Source organism: Streptosporangium sp. OZ121 (assembly GCF_051918885.1).
GTDB lineage: Bacteria > Actinomycetota > Actinomycetes > Streptosporangiales > Streptosporangiaceae > Streptosporangium.
In genome coordinates this window covers 301187-327416 of the sequence record NZ_JBPXMC010000007.1, presented here as the reverse complement: position 1 = coordinate 327416, position 26230 = coordinate 301187, and the positions used below count along the sequence as shown (strand labels likewise).

Genomic DNA, 26230 nt, shown 5'->3' with positions numbered 1-26230 from the left:
ACTGAGCTGTGACCAAGCAGGTTCAGCAACTCGACCGCGTGATCATCCGGTTCGCCGGCGACTCCGGCGACGGCATGCAGCTGACCGGTGACCGCTTCACCGCCGGAACCGCGGAGTTCGGCAACGACCTGTCGACGCTCCCCAACTTCCCGGCGGAGATCCGCGCCCCCGCAGGCACCCTGCCGGGCGTGTCGAGCTTCCAGCTGCACTTCGCCGACCACGACATCCTCACGCCGGGCGACGCTCCCAACGTCCTGGTCGCGATGAACCCCGCCGCGCTGAAGGCCAACCTCTCCGACCTGCCGCGCGGTGCCGACCTCATCGTCAACACCGACGAGTTCACCAAGCGCAACCTGCAGAAGGTCGGCTACGACGGCAGCCCCCTCGACGACGACTCGCTCGCCGAGTGGCGGGTCCACGCGGTGCCGCTGACCTCGCTGACGGTCAAGGCCCTCGAAGGCTTCGCGCTGTCCAAGAAGGACGCCGAGCGCTCGAAGAACATGTTCGCCCTCGGGCTGCTGAGCTGGCTCTACCACCGGCCCACCGAGGCGACGATCCAGTTCCTCGAGACCAAGTTCGCCAAGAAGCCCGACATCGCCAAGGCCAACATCGCGGCCTTCCAGGCGGGCTGGAACTACGGCGAGACCACCGAGTCCTTCTCGGTCTCGTACGAGATCAAGCCGGCCAAGCTGGCCCCCGGGGTGTACCGCAACATCTCCGGCAACCAGGCGCTCGCCTACGGCCTGATCGCCGCCTCGGTGCAGTCGAGGCTGCCGCTGTTCCTCGGCTCGTACCCGATCACCCCGGCCAGCGACATCCTGCACGAGCTGTCCAGGCACAAGCGGTTCGGCATCCGCACCTTCCAGGCCGAGGACGAGATCGCGGGCGTCGGGGCGGCGCTCGGCGCCGCCTTCGGCGGGGCGCTGGGCGTCACGACGACCTCCGGGCCGGGTGTCGCGCTGAAGGCCGAGACCGTCGGCCTCGCGGTGACCACCGAGCTGCCGCTCATCGTGGTCGACGTGCAGCGCGCGGGTCCCAGCACCGGCATGCCCACCAAGACCGAGCAGACCGACCTGCTGATGGCCATGTTCGGCCGCAACGGCGAGTCGCCGCTGCCGATCGTGGCGCCCTCGACCCCCTCCGACTGCTTCGACGCGGCGGTGGAGGCGGTCAGGATCGCGGTGAAGTACCGCACCCCGGTCATGTTGCTCTCCGACGGCTACCTCGCCAACGGCTCCGAGCCGTGGAAGCTGCCCGACGCCGCCGACCTGCCCGACATCTCCACCGAATTCGCCTCGGGGCCGAACGGCGAGGACGGCACGACCTTCCTGCCGTTCAAGCGCGACCCCGAGACCCTCGCCCGCCCCTGGGCGATCCCCGGCACCGCGGGCCTGGAGCACCGGATCGGCGGCATCGAGAAGGCCGAGAACACCGGCAACATCTCCTACGACCCCGGCAACCACGACCGGATGGTCCGGGTCCGGCAGGCCAAGATCGACGGGATCGCGAACGACATCCCGCCGCTGGCCGTGGACGATCCCGACGGCGACGCCCGCGTGCTGGTGCTCGGCTGGGGGTCCACGTACGGGCCGATCGCGGCGGCCGTGCGGCGCATCAGGAGGTCCGGGGGCAAGGTCGCCCAGGCCCACCTGCGGCACGTCAACCCGCTGCCCGTCAACACCGGCGAGGTCCTGCGCTCGTACGACAAGGTCCTCCTGCCGGAGATCAACCTCGGCCAGCTCGCGCTGCTGCTCCGCGCCCGCTTCCTGGTCGACATCATCAGCTACAACCGAGTGCGCGGGCTTCCGTTCAAGGCCGAGGAACTCGCCGGCGTGATTCAGGACGTGATCGACAGTGAGTAGTGCCGAGTTGCCGGCGGTGTCCGTCCCCGGAAGGGGCGGGGCGCTTTCGCTGGTCCCGAAGTCCGAGGTCAAGCTCGGGATGAAGGACTTCAAGTCCGACCAGGAGGTCCGCTGGTGCCCCGGGTGCGGTGACTACGCCATCCTGGCCGCGGTCCAGTCGTTCGTGCCGGAGCTCGGGCTCAAGCGCGAGAACATGGTGTTCGTCTCGGGCATCGGCTGCTCCTCCCGGTTCCCGTACTACATGGACACCTACGGGTTCCACTCGATCCACGGCCGCGCCCCGGCGATCGCGACCGGCCTCGCCGCCTCGCGTCCCGACCTGTCGGTCTGGGTGATCACCGGTGACGGCGACGCGCTGTCCATCGGCGGCAACCACCTGATCCACGCGCTGCGCCGCAACGTCAACCTGAACATCCTGCTGTTCAACAACAGGATCTACGGCCTGACCAAGGGCCAGTACTCCCCGACCTCCGAGATCGGCAAGATCACGAAGTCGACCCCGATGGGCTCGCTGGACAAGCCGTTCAACCCGATCTCGCTGGCCATCGGGGCCGAGGCCTCCTTCGTGGCCAGGACCATCGACTCCGACCGCAAGCACCTGCAGTCGGTGCTGCGCGAGGCCGCCGAGCACCGGGGCACCTCCCTGGTCGAGATCTACCAGAACTGCAACATCTTCAACGACAACGCCTTCGAGCCGCTGAAGGACCCCGAGCAGCGTGACGACATCACGCTGCGCCTGGAGCACGGGCAGCCCATCGCCTCGGCGTCCAAGGCGGTGCGCAGGGCGGCCGACGGCGGCATCGAGGTCGTCCCGAGGTCGGCGGTGAGCGAGGACGAGATCCTCGTGCACGACGCCCACCGCGCCGACCCGTCGCTGGCCTTCGCGCTCTCCCGGCTGGACGAGCCCTCCTTCGAGCACGTCCCGATCGGCGTCTTCCGCAACGTCGACCGCCCCTCCTACGACGAGCTCATGGCCGAGCAACTCCAGGAGGCCGTCGGCGAGCGGGGGCCCGGCGACCTGAACGACCTGCTGCTCGGCGGGGACACCTGGCGCATCGGCTGATCGGAACGAACGCACAACGTCACACGGTAAGGCCCGCTCTTCGGAGCGGGCCTTACCGCTTATCTGCCGCAAATCCCCCCGAAGCAGGAGAAAGCACATGGCCGATCCGGTAGCGGAAGACCACTGGCGGGCGAGACCCGTACTGGTGACGGGGGCCGGTGGCTTCATCGGGGCCCACCTGGTGCGGCGGCTGAGCGCGCTCGGCGCGCGGGTGCACGCGGTCAGCCGCCGGTCCAGGGAGAGCTCGGACGGCGAGACATGGCACGTCGCGGACGTCGCCGACGCGGGCACGGTCGAGTGGCTCGTCGGCTCGACCCGCCCGGCCGTCGTGTTCCACCTGGCCAGCGAGGTCGCCGGGGCGAGGGATCCACGGCTCGTGCTGCCGATGCTGCACAGCAACCTCACCGGCGTGGTCAACCTGCTGACGGCGGTCGCCGGGGTCCCCGAGACCAGGGTGGTGCTGGCGGGCTCCCTGGAGGAGCTCCGGCCCGAGGAGGGCGACAGGGCGCCCTCCTCGCCGTACGCGGCGTCCAAGTGGGCCGCCGACGGCTACGCGCGGATGTTCCACCACCTGTGGGGCGTCCAGGTCAGCAACCTGCGGATCGGCATGGTCTACGGGCCCGGCCGCCAGGACACCCGCAAGCTGGTCCCCTACGTGGCGCTGTCACTGCTGCGCGGGCGGACACCCGAGCTCGGCAGCGGAACGCGCCACCTCGACTGGGTGTACGTCGACGACGTGGTGGACGCCTTCCTCACGGCGGCAGAGACCCCGCAGGCGGCGGGCCGCGCCTTCGACATCGGCACGGGAACGGGCACCTCCATCCGCGACACCGCGGATCTGCTCTCCGAGATCGTCGGCGGCCGGGCCCGTCCCCGCTACGGCGTGCTCGCCGACAGGGCGCTGGACAGCGCCAGGATCGCCGACCTGACCGCCGCCACCGGGATCCTCGGCTGGCGGCCCACCGTCGGGCTGGAGGAGGGGCTGCGCCGGACCGTCGACTGGTTCGCCCGCGAGAACGGCTGAGCGGTCCCGGCCGGGCCGAACCGCCTCGCATCCTCCGATCGAGTGGCCGTACTTCGGCACCGGCCGGATTCAGGAGGTCACGAGATCGGGAAACGCGCCGGGAGCGAGGTGGACCCGGCCGGCGTTCGCCCTGGGACGGTAGGCGAGGAGCGGGCGGCGGTCGGCACCGTCGAGGTTCGTGGTGTAGAACGTGCTGCGCAGCGCTGTCGGCTCCTCATAGTCGGCGACCTCCTGAAGGTGGCGTCCGCCGATGACCCCCCAGAGCCGCCCGGTGAGTTCGGGCGTGGTCCGCACCGTCCCGGCGCGCGGGCCCGCGACAAGACGGCGGTTCACCTCGCCGTACTCGTGCCGGTAAAGGAGTTCGTGGTCATTCGCCCAGGTGGCGTATGTGGCGGAGGCGATCGTGGTGATCGGGTAGGAGGCCAGGACCTGCCCGGTGGCGGGGTCGAGGACCACGGTCGACAACGCGTCGTCGTCGCGTTCGTCGTCCCAGATCATGTACGTCACGGCGAGCAGCCGCCCGTCCGGTGACCAGCACAGCCCGCACTCCCAGCTGGCCGCCCCGACCGCCGACCAGAGGCGGCGGCGCGCTCCAGAGGCGGGATCGAGCAGGCTCACCACCGCGTTACCCGGTTCGTCCCCGTCGTCGTCGCCGAGCACGGCGATGGTCGTGCCGTCGGGCGAGGACATCGCGTGCCGATCGTGCTCGTAGTCGGGGTCGGGGCTGTCGAACCATCGTGGTTCGCCGCCGCCGAGGACCCGCACGCCCACGCCGCTCCCCGAACGTTTCGCCAGCAGCAGATGGGCGCCGTCGTGGGACAGGGAGCGGATGATCGTTCCGGCCGGCGGCTCCGGCAGGCGGACGAACTCGTGCCGGTCGGCGTCGAGTGCGACGAGCCGCTCGTCCTCCGTCTCGATGAGCAGCGCCGCCCGATGAACCTTCCGCTCCGGCAGCGAATCCAGAGCGAATTCAGCAGGGTAATACGCCAAATCACTCTCCGTCCTCGATAAGGGACATTTTCAGGTACACATTTCGGACATAAGACTGCAGGGCAAATCTAGTGTGATATAGATCACATTTTTCAATTTTTCCCAATCTTTCTACCCTAGCATCGCCATCACATCTGTCACTTGCGCACATCTGACATGCGGGGGCACATCATTTTGCGCACACACGAGATGCGGGGGCCCATGGGGCACAAGAACGCACAGATCATTGTCGTCGTGTTATCGCTGGTCGTCGGGATGCTCGTACCCGCAGGACCGTTCAAGGAGGCACGGTCCGCGAGCGCTGCGGCGGCGGCATGCACGAACGACACGAATTGGAGTGTGCCGAGCACTCAGGGCGGCAGTCGTTGCGTCAACGGCCACGTCATGAACACGAGAGGACGCATCCCGAAGGGCCCGGGATGTCTGCTCAGCAGGCTCAACGGCCCGGCCGAGATGTACTCGAAGAACCAGTGCGGGCACAATGGCGCGCCAGGGCAGGCCGGTATCGAGTACATCGGTCAGGCGCGGGCCGTCTCCCACCTCAACAACAAGATCACCGGCGGTTCCGGGCAGGGGGAAATCCATCCCGACCTGCAGTGGGAGACGACGTTCGGGGTCGGGCACCCCCGGGTGGACATCCTCTATTACAACCACACCCTCACTGCCCAGCAGCAGCCTTTCGTCCAGATCATCGAGGCGAAAGTGGCGACCAACTACAGACCCAAAGAGTGGGAAAGCCAGGTCACGAAGCAGATCAGGGCGATGACCAGCCGAGGAATGACGAATGTCGGCCTCGGCAACGTACTGCGCGACTACGTCGACCAGTTCTGGGTGAACTTCGGATGCGGCAAGGCCGAGGTCGGCTATCGGATCCAGGCGTACACGGTCACCTCGCCGCGTGACGGTCTCCTGCTCATCACGCTGGCGAAAGAGGCGAAGAACTGCAAGAAGAAGGTGCCGGGCGAGCCGGTCGACCCCCTGCCGGACCCCCTTCCCGTCCCGGTTCCCGAACCGGTTCCCGTCCCGGTCCCGCAGCCCTGGCCGGTCCCCGTCCCGGACCCGATCCCGCAGCCGTTCGATTGGGGCAACCTCGTCACTTTTGTCCCCCGGCTCGTATTCGCGCTGGCCGTCGCCCAGGCGTCCTCGGCGTGGGAGACCTACACCGAGTTCATGGAGTGGCTCCGCAACCTGAGGTTCTCCAAGGTCTGGGGTGACCCGCACCTGATCACCCTGGACCGGCTGACGTACGACATGCAGTCTGTCGGCGAGTTCGTCCTGGCCGAGTCCCACAGCCACGATCTCAGAATCCACGCCCGGTTCACCGAGCGAACCGACAACATGTCGATCATCGACCGGGTGGCCATGTACGTGGACGACCACGTCGTCGAAATCGGGAACAACCTCGTCATCGACGGCGAGCCGGTCACCCTCCCGGACGGTGAGGTGGTGCAGTTCAGCGAGACCTCGGGCGTTCTGCGCGAGGGGTTCAGGTATCTGGTGTTCTGGGACGGCATGGCGGGGGCCGTGTTCCAGTGGGAAGGCAGCTGCTGCCAGGCCGGACTGGCCTTCGGAGGTGACTATCCCACCGACCTCGTCGGCCTGCTCGGCAACGGCGACGGCAATCCCGGCAACGACCTGAAGCTCCGTGACGGCACCCAACTGCCGATGAACACCCCAGCAACGATCATCCACGGTCAGTACGCCGACTCCTGGCGGATCTCCAACGAGGAGTCGCTGTTCACCTACGCGCCGGGGCAGAGCACCCAGACCTTCACCGATCTGACCTTCCCCTCCGAGATCGTCACCATCCACGACCTGACACCGGAACAGGTCTCCGCGGCGACCACCCACTGCCGGGAACAGGATGTGCCGCCTGGACCGGTGTTCGACGCCTGCGTCATCGACATCGCAGTGACCTCGGACACCAGCTTCGCCACCATGGCGGCCGAACAGGTGACCACCGTCGTGGACCCGCTCACCACGACCCTCGACGCCCAGGGCAGTCTGGCCGTCGACTTCCAGGCGAGCACCATGGCCAAGAACCTGCGGCCGGCCAGGGTGTCACAGGACACCGCGACGAGCGTCTTCGCCGGCCCGTTCAGCGGCACGGACTCCTACAACTTCTACGTCCAGCAACTTCCCGCCCACCTCAACGGAACCCTCGCGTTCGACCTGCTCACCGTCGGAAACTGGACCTCCGACGGCGACACCGAGACCGTGACCGTCAGAACAGACCGGGAGAACCCGGTCACGTTCACCCCGAGCCAGCTCACCCCGACGGCCACCGGAACACTCGCCAGCGGCATGCCCTTCGCCAAATACCGGCTCAGCGTGCCCTTCACGCACAAGAAGAGCCAGATCGAGTTCACCATCGACGCCACCGGCGTCGCGGGCATCTCGAACCAGGGATTCGGCGTCGACAACATGCAGCTGAACATGCCTCTGGTGCCGCCCCAGGAGTTCCAGACCTCCGTGCCGTTCTCCGTCTCCGACGGCGTGCCCGCGGCGGGCGCGGGCAACCTGGAGACGGCCGTATCCGCGGACCAGTACCGGTTCACCCTGGCCCAGCCCGGCGCGATCTATATCGATGTCAAGGAATGTCCCAGTTTCCAATGGACGCTGCTCAACCAGAGCGGCGCGACGGTGGCTTACGACTACTGCTCGGACGAGGAGGTCAGAAACCTCCCCGCCGGGACCTACCGGCTGAACATCCAGGCACGGGGTGACGAGAGCGGCCCCTACGCCCTTGGCGTCACCAGCATTCCGGCCGACGTGTCCGCTCCGATCACCATCGGAGGCCCGCCGGTCGACCTCAGCCTGACGGCACCGGGACAGAAAGGCGCCTGGACCTTCACCGGAACCGCCGGACAGCGCGTCTTCCTCTCCTTCACCGACGCAACCTTCGGTAGCTACGTCAACGCGGACGTCAGCCTCAAGAAGCCGGATGGATCCGTGCTACGGAGCTGGACGATGTGCGGCACCGGTTGCTTCCTCGACACGGTCACCCTGCCGGTGAGCGGAACGTACACCGTCGCCCTGGCGCAGCGCGACGCCTCCGTGGGCAAGCTCACCGCGAAGATCACCACAGTTGCGGCCGACGTGTCCCGGCAGGTGCCGACCAACGGCACCGCGGTTGCGCTGACCACCGTCGACGCCGGGCAGAACGGTGGCTGGACCTTCGCCGGAACCGCCGGGCAGCGCATGTCCTTCCGCTTCACGGCGGGCACCTTCGACAGCTTTCTCCACGCCTTCGTCTCGGTGAGGAAACCTGATGGGACCAACCTCGTCAACCAGAACTTCTGCGGTGACTCCTGCTTCATCGACGTGACGGAACTCCCGGCCAGCGGCACGTACACGATCGTCTTCGACCCCAGTGCCGAGCGGACCGGTTCACTGTCGGTCGGTGTCACGCAGATCTCCGCCGACACCTCCGCCACCGTGACGGTCGGCGGGCCCGCGGTCCCGCTGGCCACGACGGTCCCTGGTCAGAACGGAGTATGGACTTTCGCGGGCCTGGCCGGTCAGCACGTCTCGTTCGGATTCACCGGCGGCACGTTCGACAGTCTGTACGACGCCACGGTCTCGGTGAGAAAGCCCGACGGGGCGACGCTCGTCAACACGGCGTACTGCGGCACCTCGTGTTCACTGGCTCCTGCGATCCTGCCGGTTGACGGCGACTACACGATCGTGCTGAATCCGGAAGGGAGCAAGGTCGGCTCATTGTCGGCGAAACTGGATGTCGGTGACGTGACGAAGAACGTGACGGTGGGCGGTCCGGCGTCTACCATCACCCTCGCCTCACCCGGCCAAAACGGCCACTGGAAATTCACCGGCACCCAAGGCCAACACGTCTCCTTCGGATTCACCAACGGCACCTTCGGCAGCCTCTACAACGCCCGCGTCTCCGTCAAAAACCCCGACGGAACCACACTCATCACCCCACAATTCTGCGGAACCTCCTGCTCACTCACCCCCGCAACCCTCCCCACCAACGGCACCTACACCGTCGCCCTCATCCCCGAAGCCGCCTACACCGGATCACTCACCGCAAAAATCGACACCGGATACGTCACCAACAACACCACCATCGGCGCCCCCGCCTCCACCATCACCCTCGCCTCACCCGGCCAAAACGGCCACTGGAAATTCACCGGCACCCAAGGCCAACACGTCTCCTTCGGATTCACCAACGGCACCTTCGGCAGCCTCTACAACGCCCGCGTCTCCGTCAAAAACCCCGACGGAACCACACTCATCACCCCACAATTCTGCGGAACCTCCTGCTCACTCACCCCCGCAACCCTCCCCACCAACGGCACCTACACCGTCGCCCTCATCCCCGAAGCCGCCTACACCGGATCACTCACCGCAAAAATCGACACCGGATACGTCACCAACAACACCACCATCGGCGCCCCCGCCTCCACCATCACCCTCGCCTCACCCGGCCAGGACGGTATGTGGAAGTTCCCCGCCACCGCGAACAAACGGGTGTACCTCCGTTTCACGGGCGGAACGTTCAGCAGCCTGTTCGACGCCAAGGTCTCGCTCAAAAATCCTGACGGCTCAATACTGAAGAGTAATCAGGCCTGCGGAACCTCCTGCCAGTGGGAGACCACGGTCCTCCCCGTGGACGGCACGTACACGATCCTCCTGGACGGGCAGGAAACCTCCGTCGGCGCGCTGACGATGACGCTCACCGAGGTCCCGGCGGACGTCACCACCGCCCTGACGGTCAACGGTGGCAGCCGCCCCGTCACCACCACGGGCCCCGGCCAGAACGCGAGCTTCACCTTCTCCGGCACAGCAGGCCAGACCGTCACGGTCACGCTGACGGGAAACACCTACGGGTACACGTCCTTCGTCATCCGCAAACCCGACGGCACCACGCTGACCAGCAATGGCAGCTCCGCCGCCAGCTACAGTTTCTCGAATCTCGCCCTTCCGGCGACCGGTACCTACACGATCTTTGTGGATCCACCCGACACGGCGATCGGCACCATCTCCGGAGCCGTCACCAGATGATTCCAATCTGACGTCGCGGGGAGCGAGGCTCTCGCTCCCCGCCCAGCCCCGGTTTCCCACCTCCGGTGGGACGACAACGCATATGGAAACCCCTGGCAGGCGCCAGGGGTTTCCCATATTCCGGGGGCGGGTTCAGTCGAACTCTCCCTTTTGGCGCCGTCGACGAAGACGTCCCAGGTCGCGCGAGTCAGGACGCCAGGAAGACCTCGTCGAGATGCCATTCGAGAGTTTCGGGGTCGGGGCGGTCATGGCGGTGCTGGGGAAGGGCTATCTGGCTTCCGGCACGCCGGTAGAACTGCTCGCCGTTGCCGAACTCCTCACGAAGACGTGGGCTGACCCGCAGCCGGTACGCGGGATCGACCGCCAGATAACCGCGGTCGAAGAGGGTGTGGATGTCCGAACGCAGCAGCAGCCCGTTGTCCAGACGGTGCTCGCCCCCGGCGGCAACGGGACGGATGTGGGCGGCTTGCAGGACAGGACGGATCTTGTCACCGCTGATGGCGCAACGCCGGTCGTAGGCATTGAGCACGACGGCCTGGAACGCCTGCTGGCCGAGCCGCTGCGGGATCAGCCGGGGGTCGCCGTAGATCGGCCCGTCCCGGTGCCACGGCCTGGACAGGTCGAGCTCGACGACGGTCCCGAGCAGCCTCGGGAACAACTCGTGGAAGTAGCCGGCCCGAGGATGGGACGCGAGGTCGTAGCTCTTGCCCTGCACGAGGTTCGGGGCGAAGTCCGGCGGCTGGTCCGCCGGCGCGTCAAGAGGGAAGAAGCAGGTGTCGCGCAGCAGAACGCACCCGATGATCGGATCCTCCCCTGCGGCGATCGGCTGCTTGCGATACCGGCTCACCCTCTCGCGCATCTGCTGGAGACTCGCGGCGCCGTTCGCCTCCCCGAAGATGTCCCACGCCTCGGAGATGCGCAGCCTCTCGAACCCGTTGAAGAACCCACCGCCCACCACCCGGTTGTGCGGATGATGCGTCTTGAAGAAGAACGGCTCCCCGGGACGCAGAGCCTGGAACCCGCCGCCGGAAGGACGCCAGAAATTGGCCTCGGTCAGCGCGGGACGCGCCGCGAGAAAACGATGCCACTCGCCATCGGTCACCCCGACGTACGTCTTCATGGGCCATGATTGTGCATCTTGACGGCCATGCTCCGCCAGAGGAATCTTGGTAACGAGCGCAAGATGCGGGGAGATGCCCGCATCCTGCGCAGTACGACTTACAAAAGCGAAGCAGAAAACGACTTTTATCGCCAATAAGTTATAAATCAGGCGGGACATCATCCAAAGCAATCACACAAACGGCGATTCCGTGATGTGATTCTCACACCGCTCAACGGTAAGGGTTTCAAAGAAAGCATCCATGGGATGATTCACGCCATGAACGTCGTCGACCTCCTCGAACGGCCGACCTACACGATGACACAGGTCGATCGTCTGCTCGGCCTGCGCCCGGGCACCGCGCGACGGTGGATCGACGGGTATACCCGTGGTGGCCGCTCCTACGAACCGGTTGTCAGGGAGCGTCGTACCGGCGAGGAGATCGCGACATGGGGCGAGTTCGTCGAAACCTGCCTGCTGGCCGGATACCGTGAGGCGGGCGTCCCCATCATCAACATGCGGCCGGCCATGGCAAGACTGCGGAGCGAAACCAGATCACAGTATCCTCTCGCCCACTTGACGAACTTTGTGACTCCACACGGCAAGGAGCTCGTTCAGCGAGTTCAGGAGCAGGTCGGTCTGCAAACCGAGCTTCTGCTGGTAGTGCCGCGCAGTGGCCAGCTCGTCATGGCCGACCCCGTCGAGATCTTCGTCAATGCGGTGGAATTCGACAACGGAACCGCCGTACGCATGCGCCCCGATCCAAGGTTCCCCGATGTCAAGATCGACCCACTGCGGGCATTCGGAGAGCCCACGGTCAGGTCCGTCCCCACCGAAGTGATCGCCGAACAGGTCAGGGCGGGCGACCCCGAAGAGCTGATCTCCGAACTGTACGAACTGTCCCTTGAACAGGTGCACGCCGCTGTCCTGTTCGAGAAGCGCCGCAGCGCCTGACCTTCTGGAAAGTCGTGCCCCCCACAGACCCGCAGAGCCTGCGTTTCTTCATTGACGAAACCTCTCTCGGCGTTGGCCGAGCCCTGGCGCTCCTGCGTCGGGACGTGATCCACACCAATCATCCGCTCATCCCCGAAGTGCCTCTCGGCACGCTGGATGATGACTGGATCCCTCAGGTGGCGACGAGGAATCTGGTGGTGATCACACGTGACAAGCGCATTCGTACCAAGCACGCGAAGACCATGCTCTACGCCGAAAACGGATTGCGTGTTTTCTGGATCGCCGGGAAAAAAGACCTGTCCAACTGGGACACCATGTGCCTGCTGACACGCCGATGGGATGACATCGAGCGGGAGATCAAAGAGCGCGGTCCTGGCCCTTGGTTCATGGCGATCAACGAGACGAAGCTCAGCGACATGCAGATCAGGCTCCGCTGACAGCCTGATCGTTCCCGTAGGACCGGACCAGGCGACCAGGAGCCAAGCACACGTTGAGAGACTGATGAGGCACGAATGAGCACGGTCAGCTGGGACGAGGTGAGGCGGCGGGCGCGGGAGCGGCGCCGGGCTGCGGGATTGCCCGTGCGGTCGGATGCCGAGAAGTCTGCCGCGATGGAGCGGCTCGCCATGGAGATCAGGCATGAGCAAGAGCTGACCCGGCGCGACATGGACACCACTGTGGAAGTTTCCGGCTCGGGAGCCTCGACCATCGAGTGCAAGTAGGTCGACGGAACCCCTGACCAGGTGACCAGGGGCTTCCGAGGTGTGGCTCAGAAGTCGAACTCACCCTTCTTGGCGCCGTCGACGAAAGCGTCCCAGACGCTCGCGCTCACCACGAAGGGCGCCTGGTCGGGAGCCTCGGTGTCGCGCAGGCCCACCCGGCCGCCGGACAGCGGGGCGACCTCCAGGCAGTTTCCCTGGTCAGATCCGCTCTTGGTGGCCTTGCGCCAGGCCGCGGTCTTCAGCTCGTCGCTCAGATCCACAGTTTCTCCGCCTTTCTGATCAACTCGACGGACGCGCGCTGGGGCTGCGCCTCCGCGCGCAGGGCGTCGTATCTGGCGTGGATGGCTTCCACATCTTCCGGACGACTCGACACACTTCCCTGGGTCGCGGATTGGATATACACCATATCCGGGTTCCCCGGAAGCTGAGCGATCACGAAACCGCCGAGGATTCCCGTCGTCACTCCCAGCTCCATGGGAACGATCTGGATGCCGATTCGCGGGGACTCTATCGCCTGCGCGAGGCGTTCGAGTTGTCGGCGCATGACTTCCCTGCCGCCGATCGGACGGCACAGAACGCCTTCGTCGATCACCGCACGGAACAGAGGCGGGTCGGCGCGATCGAAGATCGCCTGACGTTCCATCCGGGCGGCGACGGCTTTTTCTGTCTGCTCGTCGGTTATGCCGGGCTCTCCACGGATAACCGCCCGCGCGTAGTCCTCGATCTGGAGAAGGCCGGGTATGACGAGCGGCTCCCAGGTGTGCAGTGTGTGCGCCACCGGCTCGATGTCGAGCCAGCTTCGGAACCACCAGGGGCTCGCGGCATGGGTGATGTGCGCCCAGAGCTGGACGAGCTCCCCGTCCGCCCCCAGAGCTTCGTCACAGCGTTGTGCCAGGTTGCGGCTGGGTGTGCGCTCGCCCCTCTCGACGAAGCTCAGCAGACTCCTGCTGAACTGGGTCACCTCGGCCAGCTCATCCTGGGTCATTTTTGCCCTTTTTCGGTATTTACGGAGTTCGGCGCCGAAGAGAGCCAAGTTACTCATTGTCGGGTCGAGCTCGGAGTTCGTGAACATTTCGGCTCCATCCAGCGAGGGATTCCACACCGCGACACAAATGACACAGCTTTTCCACAAACTGTCTCACTGATGTGTCACATGTTTCACTACCCAAAGTAGCTATCCGGGGGCACTCTGTGAAGTGGTCCGGGGCGGCAGGAACGCTACCGGAGTGGCCCTTTCACGCGTATGTGGAGCCCTCTTCTCGGGCCATCGAAAAACACCGTTTATGTCCGGATAAGGGGGCGAAAAGTGTCTGTCGATTCATTGGAGAAGGAGATATCGGTCGTGCTTCATGCCTCTGCCGGACACACACCTGTCACCGCTGAGTAAGTCCTGCAGAGTCGCCTCCTCGCAAGGCGAACCCACCAAACCAGACGGGGCCTGCCACGGCACGGAACGCCATGACAAGCCCCTCGACCGGACTCTGGAGGTCCGACCTGATGCACAACCCTAGAGGAAACCCCAGGCCGATCCGGGTGCGTTGGCATGCGAACCGGCCGCCGATGCCGCTCGGCTGCCGCTGGTGCGGCCATCCCCCGTACGCCCACGAGGCCGCCAGCCTTCCGCACCGCGCGCACCACCACTGGGAGCAGCCCACCCCCGCCCAGGTTCATGCCCGGATGAGCGTTCGTCGCCGCCTCAGCCTCTCCAGCCGCCCGCCCGTCACGACGCCCGTCCGCACGATCCCCAGCCCGGCGATCCCCGGCTCCAAGGCCCCCGGCCCCATGACCCCCGCCGCTTTCCCCGCGCGGTCCGCGGAGGGCTCCCCCGGTCGGCACCGGCGGCCGGAGCAGGCCATGGCCACGGCCACAGCCACGGCCGCCGTGCCGTACCGGCGTGGACGGCCGCCGAACCCCCGTACCCCCTCCGGCAGGCACGCCCCGTACCGGCAGGGAGCGACGGCGTGAACGAACGCGCCTCCCAGCCCCGGCAGGGCGGGCGGCACCGGCGCGGAGCGGCCACCGCGCAGATCGACCACCGGTCCTGGGATCCGGCCGAACGCGCCGCCGCCGAGCGGCTCGACCAGGTCGAGCCCGCCTGGACCGTCTGGTACGGCCCCGGCACCCGGCGTTTCCACGCCGCCGCCATGTGGCTCGCTCCCGAACCCCTGATCGTGCGGGCCGGCACCGCCGGCGAGCTACGCGACCTGATGCGCGAGGCCGAACACGGCCCACCGCCACCCCGAGGAGAGACCATGCCCGAGACCCCGGACATCCCACCGGCCCCGGACCACTCGCGGGCTCCGGACGCCCCGCTGACCATCTGCTGGGACCTGCCGCACGACCTGCCGATCGTCGGCAAGGCCCGCGCCATGGTGCGCGAGATCCTCGTCGCCTGGGAGCTGCGCCACCTCGTCGACGACGCCGTCCTGGTGGCCGGCGAGCTGCTCGCCAACGCGATCGTCCACGGCGAGCCCGTGGTCAGGCTTTCCTTGCGGGCCCGCACGGACGAGCTCCGGCTCCAGGTCACCGACCGGGGAACCGGGCAGCCCCGTCTCCTCGCCCTCGACGCCGAGGCCGTCCACGGTCGCGGCCTGGCCATCGTCCGAGCCCTCGCCCACGACCACGGCGTCACTCCCCTCCCTGACCGTCCCGGCAAAACCGTCTGGGCCCGCTGGCGCCTACCGTCACACGACGCCCCGCCGACTCCGTGAACCAGGTGTCCGGGACCCGCTGACGTACGTTCACGGCCTGCTCGCCGCCGCGTCGAACGGCCGCGCACGGCAGAAGATCATCGCCATCGTTGAACGTTTCATCACGGAGCCGGTCTCGCACGGTGCGATCAGATGCCCGTAAGGGCAGATGAAGGCCCACCGGGGGCGCGAGCGCGGGGAAGAGAACCAAAGGGCGTGCCTTGACGAGGATCGGCCGCATCGTATTGGCTCCGCGCACCACCACCATCTCTCGCCAGAGAAATGGAGCAGTCCGTCAGCGAACGTAATGTGAGCGCTAACAACGATCTTGGCCTCGCATGTACATCTGGGCGGCACTCCCGGCACGCCACCACCCGCACCAGTCCCCGACAGCGGCTGGACGAAAAGATGAGGAGCATCCATGCGCCTGCCCTGGCGAACGCGGACACCGCGTCCCTCCGCCGTCACACCGACGGTGCCGTCCCAGCCGGCCGTACGCCGCGTCTTCACGATCATCGCGATCCCGATCCTGCTGGCGGCGGCCGGGCTGGTGGCCACGCAGCCCGCGCAGGCGGCCGTCGCCTGCCGGGTCGACTACACCGTCACCTCTTCGTGGCCGGGCGGTTTCGGCGCCAACGTCACCATCAACAACCTGGGTGACGCGGTCAACGGCTGGCGGCTGACCTGGTCCTTCGGGAGCGGCCAGCAGATCACCCAGATGTGGAACGCCACGTCCTCCCAGTCCGGTTCGACGGTGACCGCGACCAACGTCTCCTACAACGCCGCCATCCCGTCGGGGGGCAACACCGCCTTCGGGTTCAACGGCTCGTACACCGGTAGCAACCCGTCGCCCACCTCGTTCTCCCTGAACGGCGTGGCCTGCACCGGGAACCCCGGAACCCCCACCCCCACACCCACCCCCACGGTCACGCCGACCCCTGACCCGACGCCGACACCGACACCGACACCGACACCGACCGGTACGTGCAACCTTCCGTCGACCTACCGCTGGAGCTCCACCGGCGTGCTGGCGCAGCCGAGGTCGGGCTGGGTCTCGCTCAAGGACTTCACCGTCGCCCCCTACAACGGCAGGCAGCTGGTCTACGCCACCACGCACGACACCGGCACGAGGTGGGGGTCGATGAACTTCGGCCTGTTCACCAACTGGTCGGAGATGGCCTCGGCCAGCCAGAACGCGATGAACAACGCCACGGTCGCGCCCAGCCTGTTCTACTTCGCCCCCAGGAACATCTGGGTGCTGGCCTACCAGTGGGGCGGACCCGCCTTCTCCTACCGCACCTCCAGCGACCCCACCAACCCCAACGGCTGGTCGGCACCGCAAACCCTCTTCTCCGGAAGCATCACCGGCTCCGGCACCGGACCCATCGACCAGGCCGTCATCGGTGACAGCACGAACATGTACCTGTTCTTCGCCGGCGACAACGGCAAGATCTACCGGGCCAGCATGCCCATCGGCAACTTCCCCGGCAGCTTCGGCTCCACCTCCACCATCATCATGAGCGACACCACCAACAACCTGTTCGAAGCCGTCCAGGTCTACAAGCTGGCCAACCAGAACCGCTACCTCATGATCGTCGAAGCGATCGGCGCCCAGGGACGCTACTTCCGCTCCTTCACCGCCACCAGCCTCAACGGTTCGTGGACCCCGCAGGCCGCCACCGAGAGCAACCCCTTCGCCGGCAAGGCCAACAGCGGCGCCACCTGGACCAACGACATCAGCCACGGCGAACTGCTGCGCACCAGCGCCGACCAGACCATGACCGTCGACCCCTGCAACCTGCAACTGCTCTACCAGGGCCGCAGCCCCAACTCCGGCGGCGACTACGGCCTCCTGCCCTACCGGCCCGGCCTGCTGACACTCCAGCGCTGACCGGTGTGACACCGGTCCGACCCGAGCGTTCCTGACGTTCACCGCGAAGGCGTGTGCCGAACCGGGTGAGCGTGCGATCGGCAAGGGACGGAGTTGGAGCGGGCGGGCTCGGCGCACGGCCGAGCCCGCCCGTGTCACGCGGAGAGCCCAGATCATCCCGTCGTCCGAGCGAGGGAGGTCGCCTCGGCGATCGCGACGCGGTACGTCGCCGAGTGGGACACCTTGAGTGATCCGCGTCATCCACCGAAGGGATGTCTCCCGGCGGCTCGGCTCAGTGGCGGGACGTCAGGGAGTGATCCGGTAGATGTGGTGGGAGTACTCGGCGGCGAAGGAGTCGGTGAACCTGCCCTGGGCGTCGACGGGGACCGTCCGGTTCTCGAAGAGGACCTCGGCGCTCGCGGCCCGCATCCCGCGCGGTAGGGCGAACGTGCGCCTGCCGGGGGCCGTGTTCGCGCCGGGCATCGCGAAGACGTAGTACGAGCCCCGGTGGTGTTTCAGCATCGTGTCGAGGCCGGGGCCGAAGCGGTGCGCGTACGACTGGGTGTTCAGCACCGGGGCCAGTTGCCCGATGCGCCGGTTGACCTCGGCCACCGCGGGCCTGACCTTCTTCCCGCACTCCTCGCGCAGGACGTGCTGGGAGTGGCACGGCCCGCCGAAGTTGTGGTTGAAGTAGATGATGCCCCGGGCCTCGTGGATCAGCGAGCTCATGACCGCGCCCGTCACCTGCTGCGGTTGGATGGCCCGGGTGTCGTTCTCGGCGGGCCAGCCGACCTCGACGAAACCGTAGATCGGCTGGCGACGGCCGTCCAGCGCGTCCAGCTCGCGCTGGCGGTCGAGGACGGCGCCGTAGTTGGCGGCCCTGCGGCACCGGGAGGCCGGCAGGGACAGGAAGTTCTGCCCGTCCAGGCAGACGCTCGCGCTGGTGTACCAGTAGACGTCGGACGAGACGACGTCGGTGAAGCGGTTGACGAACGTGGCGGCGTCCGCGTCCCGCTCCCACATCATCACGCCCTTGCCGTAGTTGGCGTAGTGCAGCCTGCCGTCGCCCTTCGGGACCCTTTCCTTGCGGGTGCGCATCACGGTGAAACCGCACCCCTTGTCCTCGGGGACGCACAGGGGGCCCTCGCCGGGGTGGTTGCCGGTCCATCCGGCGTCTCCGGCCTTCGCCCACATGTCGGCCTCGTCGTTGAGCAGCCAGCCCACCGTCTCCTGGCCGTAGCCGGGCAGCGGGACGCTCGTCAGCGCCGACATGCCGTTCTTCCGCACCAGCGCCATGTCGCTGGTCTCGGTCAGCTCCACGTAGGTGTTGATCCCGGCGGCCCGGTCCTTGTCCGCGTCGGACTGGGTGATCACCGACTCGAACCAGACGCCCACCGGGAAGAACGACGGGTTCGTCCAGCCCGCCGCCGCCGGCGCGGCGAACCGCCCGTAGTAGGCGGGGCCGCCCTCCCACGGCACCCGCGCGGCCGTCGCGGGAGGACCCGCGGCCGGCCACGCGCCGGCCGCCCCCGGGAGGGCGCCCGCCGACGCCCGCTCCCCGCTCTCGGGCGCGTCGATCCAGGAGAGCCCGAGCACCGCCACCGACACCGAGACGGCTCCGGCGCCGACCAGCATCGGCAACGACCGCCTGGTCCGGCGTCCCGTCGTCTGCCCCGGGTCCTCGGATCTCATGATCTCGCCCTCCTCATCGCGGGCCCGGTGACAGCTCGGCGAGCGCCATCAGCTGCGCGGCACGCGACGACCAGGAGGCACCGAGCACGGATCCCCGAATGGTCTCGGCGGGCTGCAGACCTCCGTCGCGCAACGTCTCACGAACAGCGTCCAGGAAAAGGTCACCGTCGGCGGCGATCCGCACGCGATCGGCATAGTTCGCGAGTTCCTGGAAATCGGTGCTGACCACCGGAAGACCCAGCGCGAGATACTCCTTGAGCTTGATCGGATTCGAATGCCTGATCCACGGGTTGTCCAGCCACGGCATGATCGCGACATCGAATCCCGATCCGTACGCGGGGATGTCCTCGTACGGCCTGAATCCGAGCCAGTGCACGTTCGGATGGCGGGTGAGCCGTTCCATCGGGACGGTCGCGTCGCCGATCAGGACCAGCGAGACGCCGGGCAGCTCGACGGCGATCCGTTCGAGAAGGTCGAAGTCGACGAGATAGTCGTCCAGCGCGCCGAAGAAACCCACCCTCGGGCCGGGGATCGCGCGGAGGTCGGCGGGCTGCTCGCTCTCCGGACGGCGCCGGAAGTGGTCGGTGTCCACGCCGTGGTCGAGGAAGTGCGCGCGGTCTCCTGTCATGCCGCTCTCCTCGCCCATCAGCGCGGTGCTGACGTAGACCACGTGGTCGGAGCGCTCCAGCAGGCCGCGTTCCAGCGCCTCGATGGTCGGCCGGTCGGACTCGGGGAACGACGAGTGCCGGTCGGAGCGGTTGAACACCAGCGCCCGCCTGCGCATCGGCCGCACCACGTCCCACGCCGTGGGGATGGTCACCATGATCACGGGATGGCGCAGCCCCAGTGCCCGCGAGACGGCCAGCACCTGGGCCCGGACGAGCAGCGCGTTCACCCGCCTGGCCAGCGGCGACCCGTAGAAGGGCAGCGGCAGCGGGGACATCACGTAGAAGCCGGGCAGCTCCCGCAGCGGCCTCCTGACGAGCATCGCGACGCTGCGCAGCTTGCGCCCGACGCGCCGCAGCACCTGCGTGGACCTGCCCGGCATCGGCATGCGCATCCCGATGCTGTTGACCACGAGGACCTTCCTGTGCGCGGCGACCGAGCGCATGAGCTGGAAGTCCGAGTGCGCCCGGTTGTGGTACCACCAGTCCTGCGCCGAGAAGCAGACGTAACCGGGAGAGACCTCCGCCTCCCGGGCCGGGGAGGCCTTCGTGGTCTGGGACTGGGAGGCCTTCGTGGTCTGGGACTGGGAGATCCGGGAGGCGTCCGTGGTCTGGGCCGGGGAGGCTGCCTCCTCGCCGGGCAGGAGCGGCCACTCTCGCAGGGGGACCAGCTGGCGCAGGGCGGCCCGGTGCCGCCTCCCGCCCTCCCCGCCCCTGGCGACCGCGCGGACCAGCTCGTTGAGCCCGACGGCCAGCCGCATCAGCTGCCCGCGCGGGCGGCCGTACCGTTCCCGGTGCATCCGGACCCGGTTGGCCGACGACAGCGCCCACAGCCGGCTCGACGTGGACTGCTCGCCACCGAGGTGAACGGCCACGGCACGGGGCTCGTACCGGACGGCGAACCCCGCCGCCCCCGCCCTGAGCATGTACTCGGTCTCCTCCGAGTACAGGAAGTAGCGCTCGTCGAGGGGGTCCAGGGCGTCCAGGCACGCGCGGGAGACCAGCCAGGCCGCGCCGGCCACCCAGTCGACCGCCTGCGGCCTGTCGTAGGCGGCCGGGTCCACGACCAGCTCACCGAGCGCCGGGATCCGTCCGGCTCTGTGCCCGCCCAGCAGCGCCTCCCCGAGCGCCCTCGGCACGGTGGGGCGCCTGCGCAGGGAGAGGTGGAGCGTCCCCGTCTCGCCGGTGAGGCGGGGGGCGGCGATCCCGGTTCCCGGCAGGGCGAGCGCCTGCCGGAGCAGGAGCACGGAGCCGGGTGCGAGCCGGATGTCGGGGTTCAGCACCAGCACGTCGCAGCCGTCCGCGGCGGCGATGCCCGCGTTCACCCCGGCGGCGAAGCCGGCGTTGCGCCCGGTCTGGATCACCTCGGCCTCGGGCGCGACCTCGCGTACCCGCTCGACGGTGTCGTCGGGCGAGGCGTTGTCCACCACGACGACCCGTGCCGGACCGGCACCGGCCAGTGCCGCGTCGAGCGAGCGCAGGCAGCCCTCGACCACCTTGCCGCTCGAATACGTGACGATCACTACGGCCAGCGGGAGCCGCTCTGGAACAGCCATGTCGGAGCCGTTTCTCGTGAGAGAGGATCGTGGCGGGAAGGCGGTCACGCCGGGTACCTCGGACTCGGACGCGGGATCGGCGGTCATGTGCGGCGCCTCGATGTCAGGCGGGTGCGCAGGGCGCCCGCGAGGAGGGCGACCGCGAACGGCGCGTCGTCGCGCAGGTAGCGGCGGGCCAGGCGGCGCGGTTCCAGGGCGAGCCGGTACAGCCACTCGGCGCCCACCCGCTGGACCGGCCCCGGGGCGCGGCTGAACCGCCCGGCCGCCATGGGGATCCCTGCTCCGCAGCCGAGGTACCAGGCGTCGGGCAGTTCCTCCCTGAGAGCCTCGATGACCCTTTCCTGCTTGGGGAAGCCCAGCCCGACGAGGACGAGGTCGGGTGCGGTGGCGGCCACTCCCTCGACCACCTCGCGCATCCCGTCCGGCGTGCTCTCGAACCCGAAGGGAGGCGAGCAGGTGCCCGCCACGCGCAGTCCCGGGCAGCGTCCGGCGAGGACCCGCGCCGCGTCCTCCGGCACGCCGGGCTCCCCTCCGAGCAGGTAGACCGAGCGGTTCTCGCGCGCGGCCCGTCCGGTCAGGGAGTGCACGAGCGCGGCACCGGTGATCCGGCAGGGAACCGCCGGCCCGGCGAGCCTCGACGCCCAGACCACCGGCATGCCGTCGGCGACCACGATCTCGGAGCGGGTGACGAGGTCCGCCAGGGCGGGGTCGCGCGTGGCGGCGCGGACGATGTCGACGTTCGCGGTGACGATCGCGCCGCCGCGCCCCCGTCGCCACTCGGCCGCCACGTGGTCGAGAAGCTCCGCCTCGCTGACCGCCATGACCTCGACGGCCCCGACCCGGACGCGCGCGAACCCCGCCCCGGACCTCTCAGGCGGCATCGTACGCACCACCGGCGGGGACGGCCGGCCCGCGGGAGGGACGTCCTCCGGGGTACGTCGGCCGGCATCGTTTCCCGCTTCTCCATGGCCGGGAGGTGCGGGAGTCGTGAAGATGGGCTCATGAGAGTCGAACGCGCCGAGATCGACGATGTCCTGCTCTTCGTCCCCACCCTGCACAGGGACGACCGCGGACTGTTCACCCGCACCTTCGACGCGGCCCTCGCCGCCGCCCACGGGCTGCGGCCCGAGGCGTTCGTCCAGGACAGCCAGTCGCGGTCCCGGCTGGGGACGATCAGGGCCCTGCACGGCCGGGGAGGACGGGGGGAGGCCAAGCTCGTCCGGTGCGCCCGCGGGGCCGTGCACGACGTGCTCGTCGACGCCCGGCCGGGCTCGCCGACCTTCGGCCGCCAGATGTCGGTGATTCTGGACGATGAGACGTTCGTTCACCTCTACGTTCCTCCTGGCTTGTTGCACGGCTATCAGGCACTGACCGATCAGGCCGACGTCTGCTACCGGATCGACCGGGAGCACGACCCCGCCGAGGACCTCGCCGTCCGCTACGACGACCCCGATCTCGGCATCCGGTGGCCGCTGCCGGTCACCGCGATCAGCGAGCGGGATCTGGCCGCGGGCTCCTGGGCGGATCTGCGCGCCCGGCTGGTCGGGTGACCTTCCCAACGGCCTCGACGGCCTTCTCGCCGACCTCCTCATCGGTCTCCTTCCCGAACTCTCCGAGTTCCCGGGACTCCCCGGACTCCCCGGGCTCCCCGCCGGACCTCTCCGGCGGCCGGATGGCCTGAGCCCTCGGCTGCCGGGTGGCGCGCAGCAGCGAGCCGGCGGCTCCGATGATCAGGAATGACAGGCCCGTCACGGTCGCGAACGAGCGCAGGTCGAACGTGGCCGCCCCGACCAGGGGGACGACCAGGCACGCGGCCAGGGTCAGCCCCAGGTCCCGTACGGCGGGGTCGGAGCTGAGGCGGCGGACGCGCAACGCCGCCCAGATACCGGTCAGGAAGATCCCGGAGAAGGCGGCCAGGCCGATGACCCCGGTCTCCACCAGCGACAGGATGTACTGGTTGTCGAAGATCAGATGCTTGGGCGCGTACCAGGTGCCCAGCCCCCTGCCGACCCAGAAGTGGTTCCCGATCTCGGTGGCCGCCACCGCGTAGTCATGGGTCCTGTACTGGATGCTCGAATCACTGGACAGGCTGGTGAACAGCCCGAGGAAGACGCTGATCAGACCAGGTACGGCCACCTTCATCGCCACCAGGAAACCCACGCCGCCGAGCGCCGCCCACAGCCTCCTGCGCGCGGGCCACCCGGCGACCAGCACCACGCCGACGACGGCGAGCCCGAGGACCGCCGACCGCGACACGGAGAACATCAGCCCGGTGCCGATCAGCGCGCAGCACACCCACCACCGCAGGGAGGGCTCCCCCCGGTCGCGGGCGCCGAACGCGTAGTGCAGCGCGAGAGGAGTGATCATCGCGCAGACGACGCCGAGCTCGATGGGATGTCCCGTGGTGGCCGCGACCCTGCGCAGGGTGTTCCGTTCGAGGATGGCCGGCAGATCCGAGGTGAACCGGAAACCGGGAAAGGTCAGATACTTCGTCAGGTCGAATTCGAGCACGAACTGGAGCGCCGCGATGACCCCGACGGCGGCGCCGGAGATCACGAGACACCTCAGGACGAAGTCCAGCCGTTCCCGGCCCCGGATGCCGTCGCACGCCCCGAGACCGATGCCCACAGCCGCCACGACGAGGACGATGCTGTGGTCGGCCATGTCGAGTTCGTCGGGCGGGAGGTAGGCGGCGCTGGCGTACCCGTAGGTGGCCAGCATCGCCGCGGTGTAAACGAACAGCGCGGTGCGTACGGGGTTGGAGCCCTTGGCCGCGCCGAGCGTGGTCGTGAGCTGCGCGCAGAACCACCACAGCGCGGCGAAGAGGCCGACCGCGTCGGCGGGCGTGAGCGAGAAGGGCAGGCCGCGGAAGACCAGCCGCGCCGGAGACAGCATCAGGACCACCGCGAACGCGGCGGCGAGGGTGGCCCCGTCGGCACTGCGGAGACCGGGGCGGTCCAGGGAGGCGACGGACACGGGGGCCGGATCCCCGGTGGGGACCTCGGCGCGGACCGTGCCGGAGACCGTGGGTGCCGTACGGGTCACGGGGATTCTCACCGCCGCAGGAGGGAGGGTTCGGCGGGCAGGCCGGGCGCCGGCACGGGCCTCCCGCGTCTCCTCTTCCGGGCGTCCAGGAAGCTCTCCAGGGAGAACACCGCGGCGAGGCCGGCGAGTATCCCGAGAAGCAGTGCGGCGGCGGCCCCGCGCGTCTTCCCCCCGCGCTGGGGTTGCGGCTCCGTCGGCGGCACCATCTCGTCCATCGTGATGTAGGTCGCCAGGGGCGCGCCGAGCTGCCTCTGGCGACCGGCCAGCTCGATCCTCGCGCGGTCCCTGACCCGCGTCACGATGTCCCGCGCCCCCTCCGGCGACCTGCTCGTGCCCTCGATGTACACGAACGGCCCGCCGTCCAGCGCCTCCGGATTGGTGCTGCCGTTGGTGGCCGTGAAGGTCGTGTCACCCTCGGGCCGCACGCCGAGCGACTCCGCCGTCTCCGGCGCGCTGATCACCTGAATGAGGATCGAGGCGGACATGCTCAGGCCCCAGTCGAAGTTCAGCAGGGGGTTGGTCAGCCCGTTGGGACGCTCGGGGTCGCTCGGCAGGCTTCCCCCGGTGGGCGGGATGGTCAGCACGAGCACCGCGTTCGAGACGTAGAGCGTGGGGATCGACGAGTAGACGCCCAGCGCGGCGCCGATGGACAGCAGGAACGCCGGCAGGGCGACGTACCAGCGCCGTAACACGATGAGTACGGTCCCCCAGAAGTCCACGCGTTTCCTCTCGTCTGCCTGTCGCGGTCGCCTGCTCGTCGCCGTCTACTTGTCGTCGTCCACTTGTCGTCCTCGTCCGGGCGTCGCCGAGGGCGCCGGGGACATCGCCTCCACCGGGTACACGGTGATCGGCGGCTCGGCGGCGCCCCTGCCGTCACGGCCTCCGCGCCCCCTGCCGCCCGCGCGGCTCTTACCGCCCCCGCCGCCCTTACCGTCCTTGCCGGTCACCGGCTCCCCGCCTTCCTCGCCGTCCTCGTGTTCCCGGCCCTTTTCCGGAAGGTCATCGGGATGCGCCTCGTCGGAACGGCCTGCCAGGGGCGGGGCCGCGTCCGTGGCCCTGTCCGTGTCCGTGGCTCGGTCCGTGTCCGTGTCCGTGTCCGTGTCCGTGGTCGTGGTCGTGTCCGGCCGGGGCTCGCCGGGCCGCCCGCCACCCGACCTCCGCCGGAACACCCTCCGGCGCTCCACGGCGTACACCGCGCCGAGGCCGAGCAGGACGACGGCGAACGCCGCCCCGCCCGCGGCCTGCCACGTGCCGCTCCGGTCCATCGCGGGGTAGCCGGCGGGCACCACCTCGACGAACCCGATGAAGGTGGAGCGAGGGGCGCCGAGCACCTCCTGCCTGCGGACCAGCTCGGTCCTGAGGCGGAACTGGGTCCTGGCCATGACGGCACTGGTGACCTCGGCGGAGTCGCTCTCCACCTCCACGTACACGAACGGGCCGTTCATGAGGATGCCCAGCATGCTGGGGTTGGTACGCCCGTCGTTGATCGTGACCTCGATGGGACCGTCCTTCACGATGCCCAGTTCCGTCGCGACCGCCTCGGTGTTCATGGACAGGATGAGGATGCCGGCCGTGGTCCTGAGGCCGTCGCTGAACTGCAGCAGCGGGTTGGTCCGCCCCGGCTTCTTGGCCGGGTCCGTCGTTCCTCCCGCGGGGGGCGTGGTCAGCACCATGGAGGCGCTCGACACGTAGCGCGGGGGCACCAGGGAGAAGACGACCACGGCGGCGAGGAGCGTCAGGCCGAACAGCGGAAACCCGACCCGCTTCCTTCTGGCGAGGTCGAGGATGGTCTTCCAGAACTCCACTACGTCGTCCCCGCTCCCCCGAGCGCGCCAGACGCCCAGGACACGATGCGTATTGGTCGCAGCACACGAACTCCTTGTCACTACGGACGTCACCGCAGGTGTCACCACGGACGTCACGGCCTCACAGCGTCACGGCCTCACAGCGTCGCGGCGTCACCGCGGTGTGGC

Annotated in this window: 21 protein-coding genes; 11 read left to right on the top strand and 10 right to left on the bottom strand. The window is 68.4% G+C overall.

Annotation, left to right across the window (positions count from 1 at the left end; all coding sequences use genetic code 11):
• Positions 1–8 precede the first annotated feature (8 nt).
• The 3 genes from ACTOQ1_RS16770 (at position 9) to ACTOQ1_RS16760 (ending at position 3949) form a co-directional block, all read left to right on the top strand.
• Positions 9–1862: a 2-oxoacid:acceptor oxidoreductase subunit alpha gene (locus ACTOQ1_RS16770; protein ID WP_440068107.1), complete on the top strand. Its 1854-nt coding sequence runs from the start codon at positions 9–11 to the stop codon at positions 1860–1862.
• A gap of 16 nt (positions 1863–1878) precedes the next feature.
• Positions 1879–2925 (top strand): 2-oxoacid:ferredoxin oxidoreductase subunit beta, encoded by a 1047-nt coding sequence (locus tag ACTOQ1_RS16765; protein WP_440068105.1) that lies wholly within the window; start codon positions 1879–1881, stop codon positions 2923–2925.
• A 97-nt stretch (positions 2926–3022) separates the two neighbouring features.
• Positions 3023–3949, top strand: a complete 927-nt coding sequence (locus tag ACTOQ1_RS16760) for an NAD-dependent epimerase/dehydratase family protein (protein WP_440068103.1) — start codon at positions 3023–3025, stop codon at positions 3947–3949.
• Positions 3950–4018: 69 nt separating this feature from the next.
• Here the strand turns inward: ACTOQ1_RS16760 and ACTOQ1_RS16755 are convergent, their stop codons facing one another.
• Entirely contained in the window at positions 4019–4939 is a 921-nt protein-coding gene (locus ACTOQ1_RS16755) for a hypothetical protein (protein ID WP_440068101.1), read from the bottom strand.
• Positions 4940–5323: 384 nt separating this feature from the next.
• On the opposite strand from ACTOQ1_RS16755, the gene ACTOQ1_RS16750 reads away from it, so the two are divergent.
• Complete coding sequence (locus tag ACTOQ1_RS16750; RefSeq protein ID WP_440068100.1) at positions 5324–9964, top strand: VWD domain-containing protein; 4641 nt, start codon at positions 5324–5326, stop codon at positions 9962–9964.
• 187 nt (positions 9965–10151) lie between these two features.
• On the opposite strand, the gene ACTOQ1_RS16745 is transcribed toward ACTOQ1_RS16750, so the two are convergent.
• Entirely contained in the window at positions 10152–11084 is a 933-nt protein-coding gene (locus ACTOQ1_RS16745) for an HNH endonuclease (RefSeq protein ID WP_440068099.1), read from the bottom strand.
• Between the two features lie 258 nt (positions 11085–11342).
• Here ACTOQ1_RS16745 and ACTOQ1_RS16740 point away from each other — a divergent pair, with 258 nt between their 5' ends.
• The 3 genes from ACTOQ1_RS16740 (at position 11343) to ACTOQ1_RS16730 (ending at position 12739) form a co-directional block, all read left to right on the top strand.
• Entirely contained in the window at positions 11343–12017 is a 675-nt protein-coding gene (locus ACTOQ1_RS16740; RefSeq protein WP_440068097.1) for a DUF433 domain-containing protein, read from the top strand.
• Between the two features lie 14 nt (positions 12018–12031).
• Complete coding sequence (locus ACTOQ1_RS16735) at positions 12032–12454, top strand: hypothetical protein (protein WP_440068095.1); 423 nt, start codon at positions 12032–12034, stop codon at positions 12452–12454.
• Between the two features lie 75 nt (positions 12455–12529).
• Positions 12530–12739, top strand: coding sequence for a hypothetical protein (locus ACTOQ1_RS16730; RefSeq protein ID WP_440068093.1), 210 nt, complete (start codon positions 12530–12532; stop codon positions 12737–12739).
• A 47-nt stretch (positions 12740–12786) separates the two neighbouring features.
• Here ACTOQ1_RS16730 and ACTOQ1_RS16725 read toward each other — a convergent pair whose 3' ends face one another.
• Complete coding sequence (locus tag ACTOQ1_RS16725) at positions 12787–12999, bottom strand: DUF397 domain-containing protein (protein WP_362698323.1); 213 nt, start codon at positions 12997–12999, stop codon at positions 12787–12789.
• Positions 12990–13811, bottom strand: coding sequence for a helix-turn-helix domain-containing protein (locus ACTOQ1_RS16720; RefSeq protein WP_440068091.1), 822 nt, complete (start codon positions 13809–13811; stop codon positions 12990–12992). The genes ACTOQ1_RS16725 and ACTOQ1_RS16720 overlap by 10 nt, the downstream gene beginning before the upstream one ends.
• 425 nt (positions 13812–14236) lie before the next feature.
• On the opposite strand from ACTOQ1_RS16720, the gene ACTOQ1_RS16715 reads away from it, so the two are divergent.
• The 3 genes from ACTOQ1_RS16715 to ACTOQ1_RS16705 all read left to right on the top strand — a co-directional run bounded on the left by ACTOQ1_RS16715 (position 14237) and on the right by ACTOQ1_RS16705 (position 17320).
• Entirely contained in the window at positions 14237–14704 is a 468-nt protein-coding gene (locus tag ACTOQ1_RS16715; protein WP_440068089.1) for a hypothetical protein, read from the top strand.
• Positions 14701–15450 carry an ATP-binding protein gene (locus ACTOQ1_RS16710; protein ID WP_440068088.1) on the top strand — a complete coding sequence of 250 codons (750 nt, stop codon included), beginning with the start codon at positions 14701–14703 and terminating at the stop codon, positions 15448–15450. The genes ACTOQ1_RS16715 and ACTOQ1_RS16710 overlap by 4 nt, the downstream gene beginning before the upstream one ends.
• Positions 15451–15850: 400 nt before the next feature.
• Complete coding sequence (locus ACTOQ1_RS16705; RefSeq protein ID WP_440068086.1) at positions 15851–17320, top strand: non-reducing end alpha-L-arabinofuranosidase family hydrolase; 1470 nt, start codon at positions 15851–15853, stop codon at positions 17318–17320.
• A gap of 285 nt (positions 17321–17605) precedes the next feature.
• On the opposite strand, the gene ACTOQ1_RS16700 is transcribed toward ACTOQ1_RS16705, so the two are convergent.
• From ACTOQ1_RS16700 to ACTOQ1_RS16690, 3 genes are all read right to left on the bottom strand, one after another.
• Positions 17606–18991 carry a hypothetical protein gene (locus tag ACTOQ1_RS16700; protein ID WP_440068084.1) on the bottom strand — a complete coding sequence of 462 codons (1386 nt, stop codon included), beginning with the start codon at positions 18989–18991 and terminating at the stop codon, positions 17606–17608.
• 13 nt (positions 18992–19004) lie between these two features.
• Positions 19005–21212, bottom strand: coding sequence for a glycosyltransferase (locus ACTOQ1_RS16695; RefSeq protein ID WP_440068082.1), 2208 nt, complete (start codon positions 21210–21212; stop codon positions 19005–19007).
• Between the two features lie 83 nt (positions 21213–21295).
• Entirely contained in the window at positions 21296–22093 is a 798-nt protein-coding gene (locus tag ACTOQ1_RS16690; protein ID WP_440068080.1) for a WecB/TagA/CpsF family glycosyltransferase, read from the bottom strand.
• A gap of 120 nt (positions 22094–22213) precedes the next feature.
• Here ACTOQ1_RS16690 and ACTOQ1_RS16685 point away from each other — a divergent pair, with 120 nt between their 5' ends.
• Complete coding sequence (locus ACTOQ1_RS16685; RefSeq protein WP_440068078.1) at positions 22214–22762, top strand: dTDP-4-dehydrorhamnose 3,5-epimerase family protein; 549 nt, start codon at positions 22214–22216, stop codon at positions 22760–22762.
• On the opposite strand, the gene ACTOQ1_RS16680 is transcribed toward ACTOQ1_RS16685, so the two are convergent.
• The 3 genes from ACTOQ1_RS16680 to ACTOQ1_RS16670 are packed head-to-tail and all read right to left on the bottom strand — an operon-like array spanning position 22701 to position 26062.
• Positions 22701–24269: an O-antigen ligase family protein gene (locus ACTOQ1_RS16680; RefSeq protein ID WP_440068076.1), complete on the bottom strand. Its 1569-nt coding sequence runs from the start codon at positions 24267–24269 to the stop codon at positions 22701–22703. The genes ACTOQ1_RS16685 and ACTOQ1_RS16680 overlap by 62 nt on opposite strands.
• Complete coding sequence (locus tag ACTOQ1_RS16675) at positions 24266–24976, bottom strand: hypothetical protein (protein ID WP_440068074.1); 711 nt, start codon at positions 24974–24976, stop codon at positions 24266–24268. Before ACTOQ1_RS16675 ends, ACTOQ1_RS16680 begins: the two co-directional genes overlap by 4 nt.
• A gap of 45 nt (positions 24977–25021) precedes the next feature.
• A complete protein-coding gene (locus ACTOQ1_RS16670) occupies positions 25022–26062 on the bottom strand; it encodes a hypothetical protein (protein ID WP_440068072.1) in 1041 nt (346 codons plus the stop codon).
• Positions 26063–26230 lie beyond the last annotated feature (168 nt).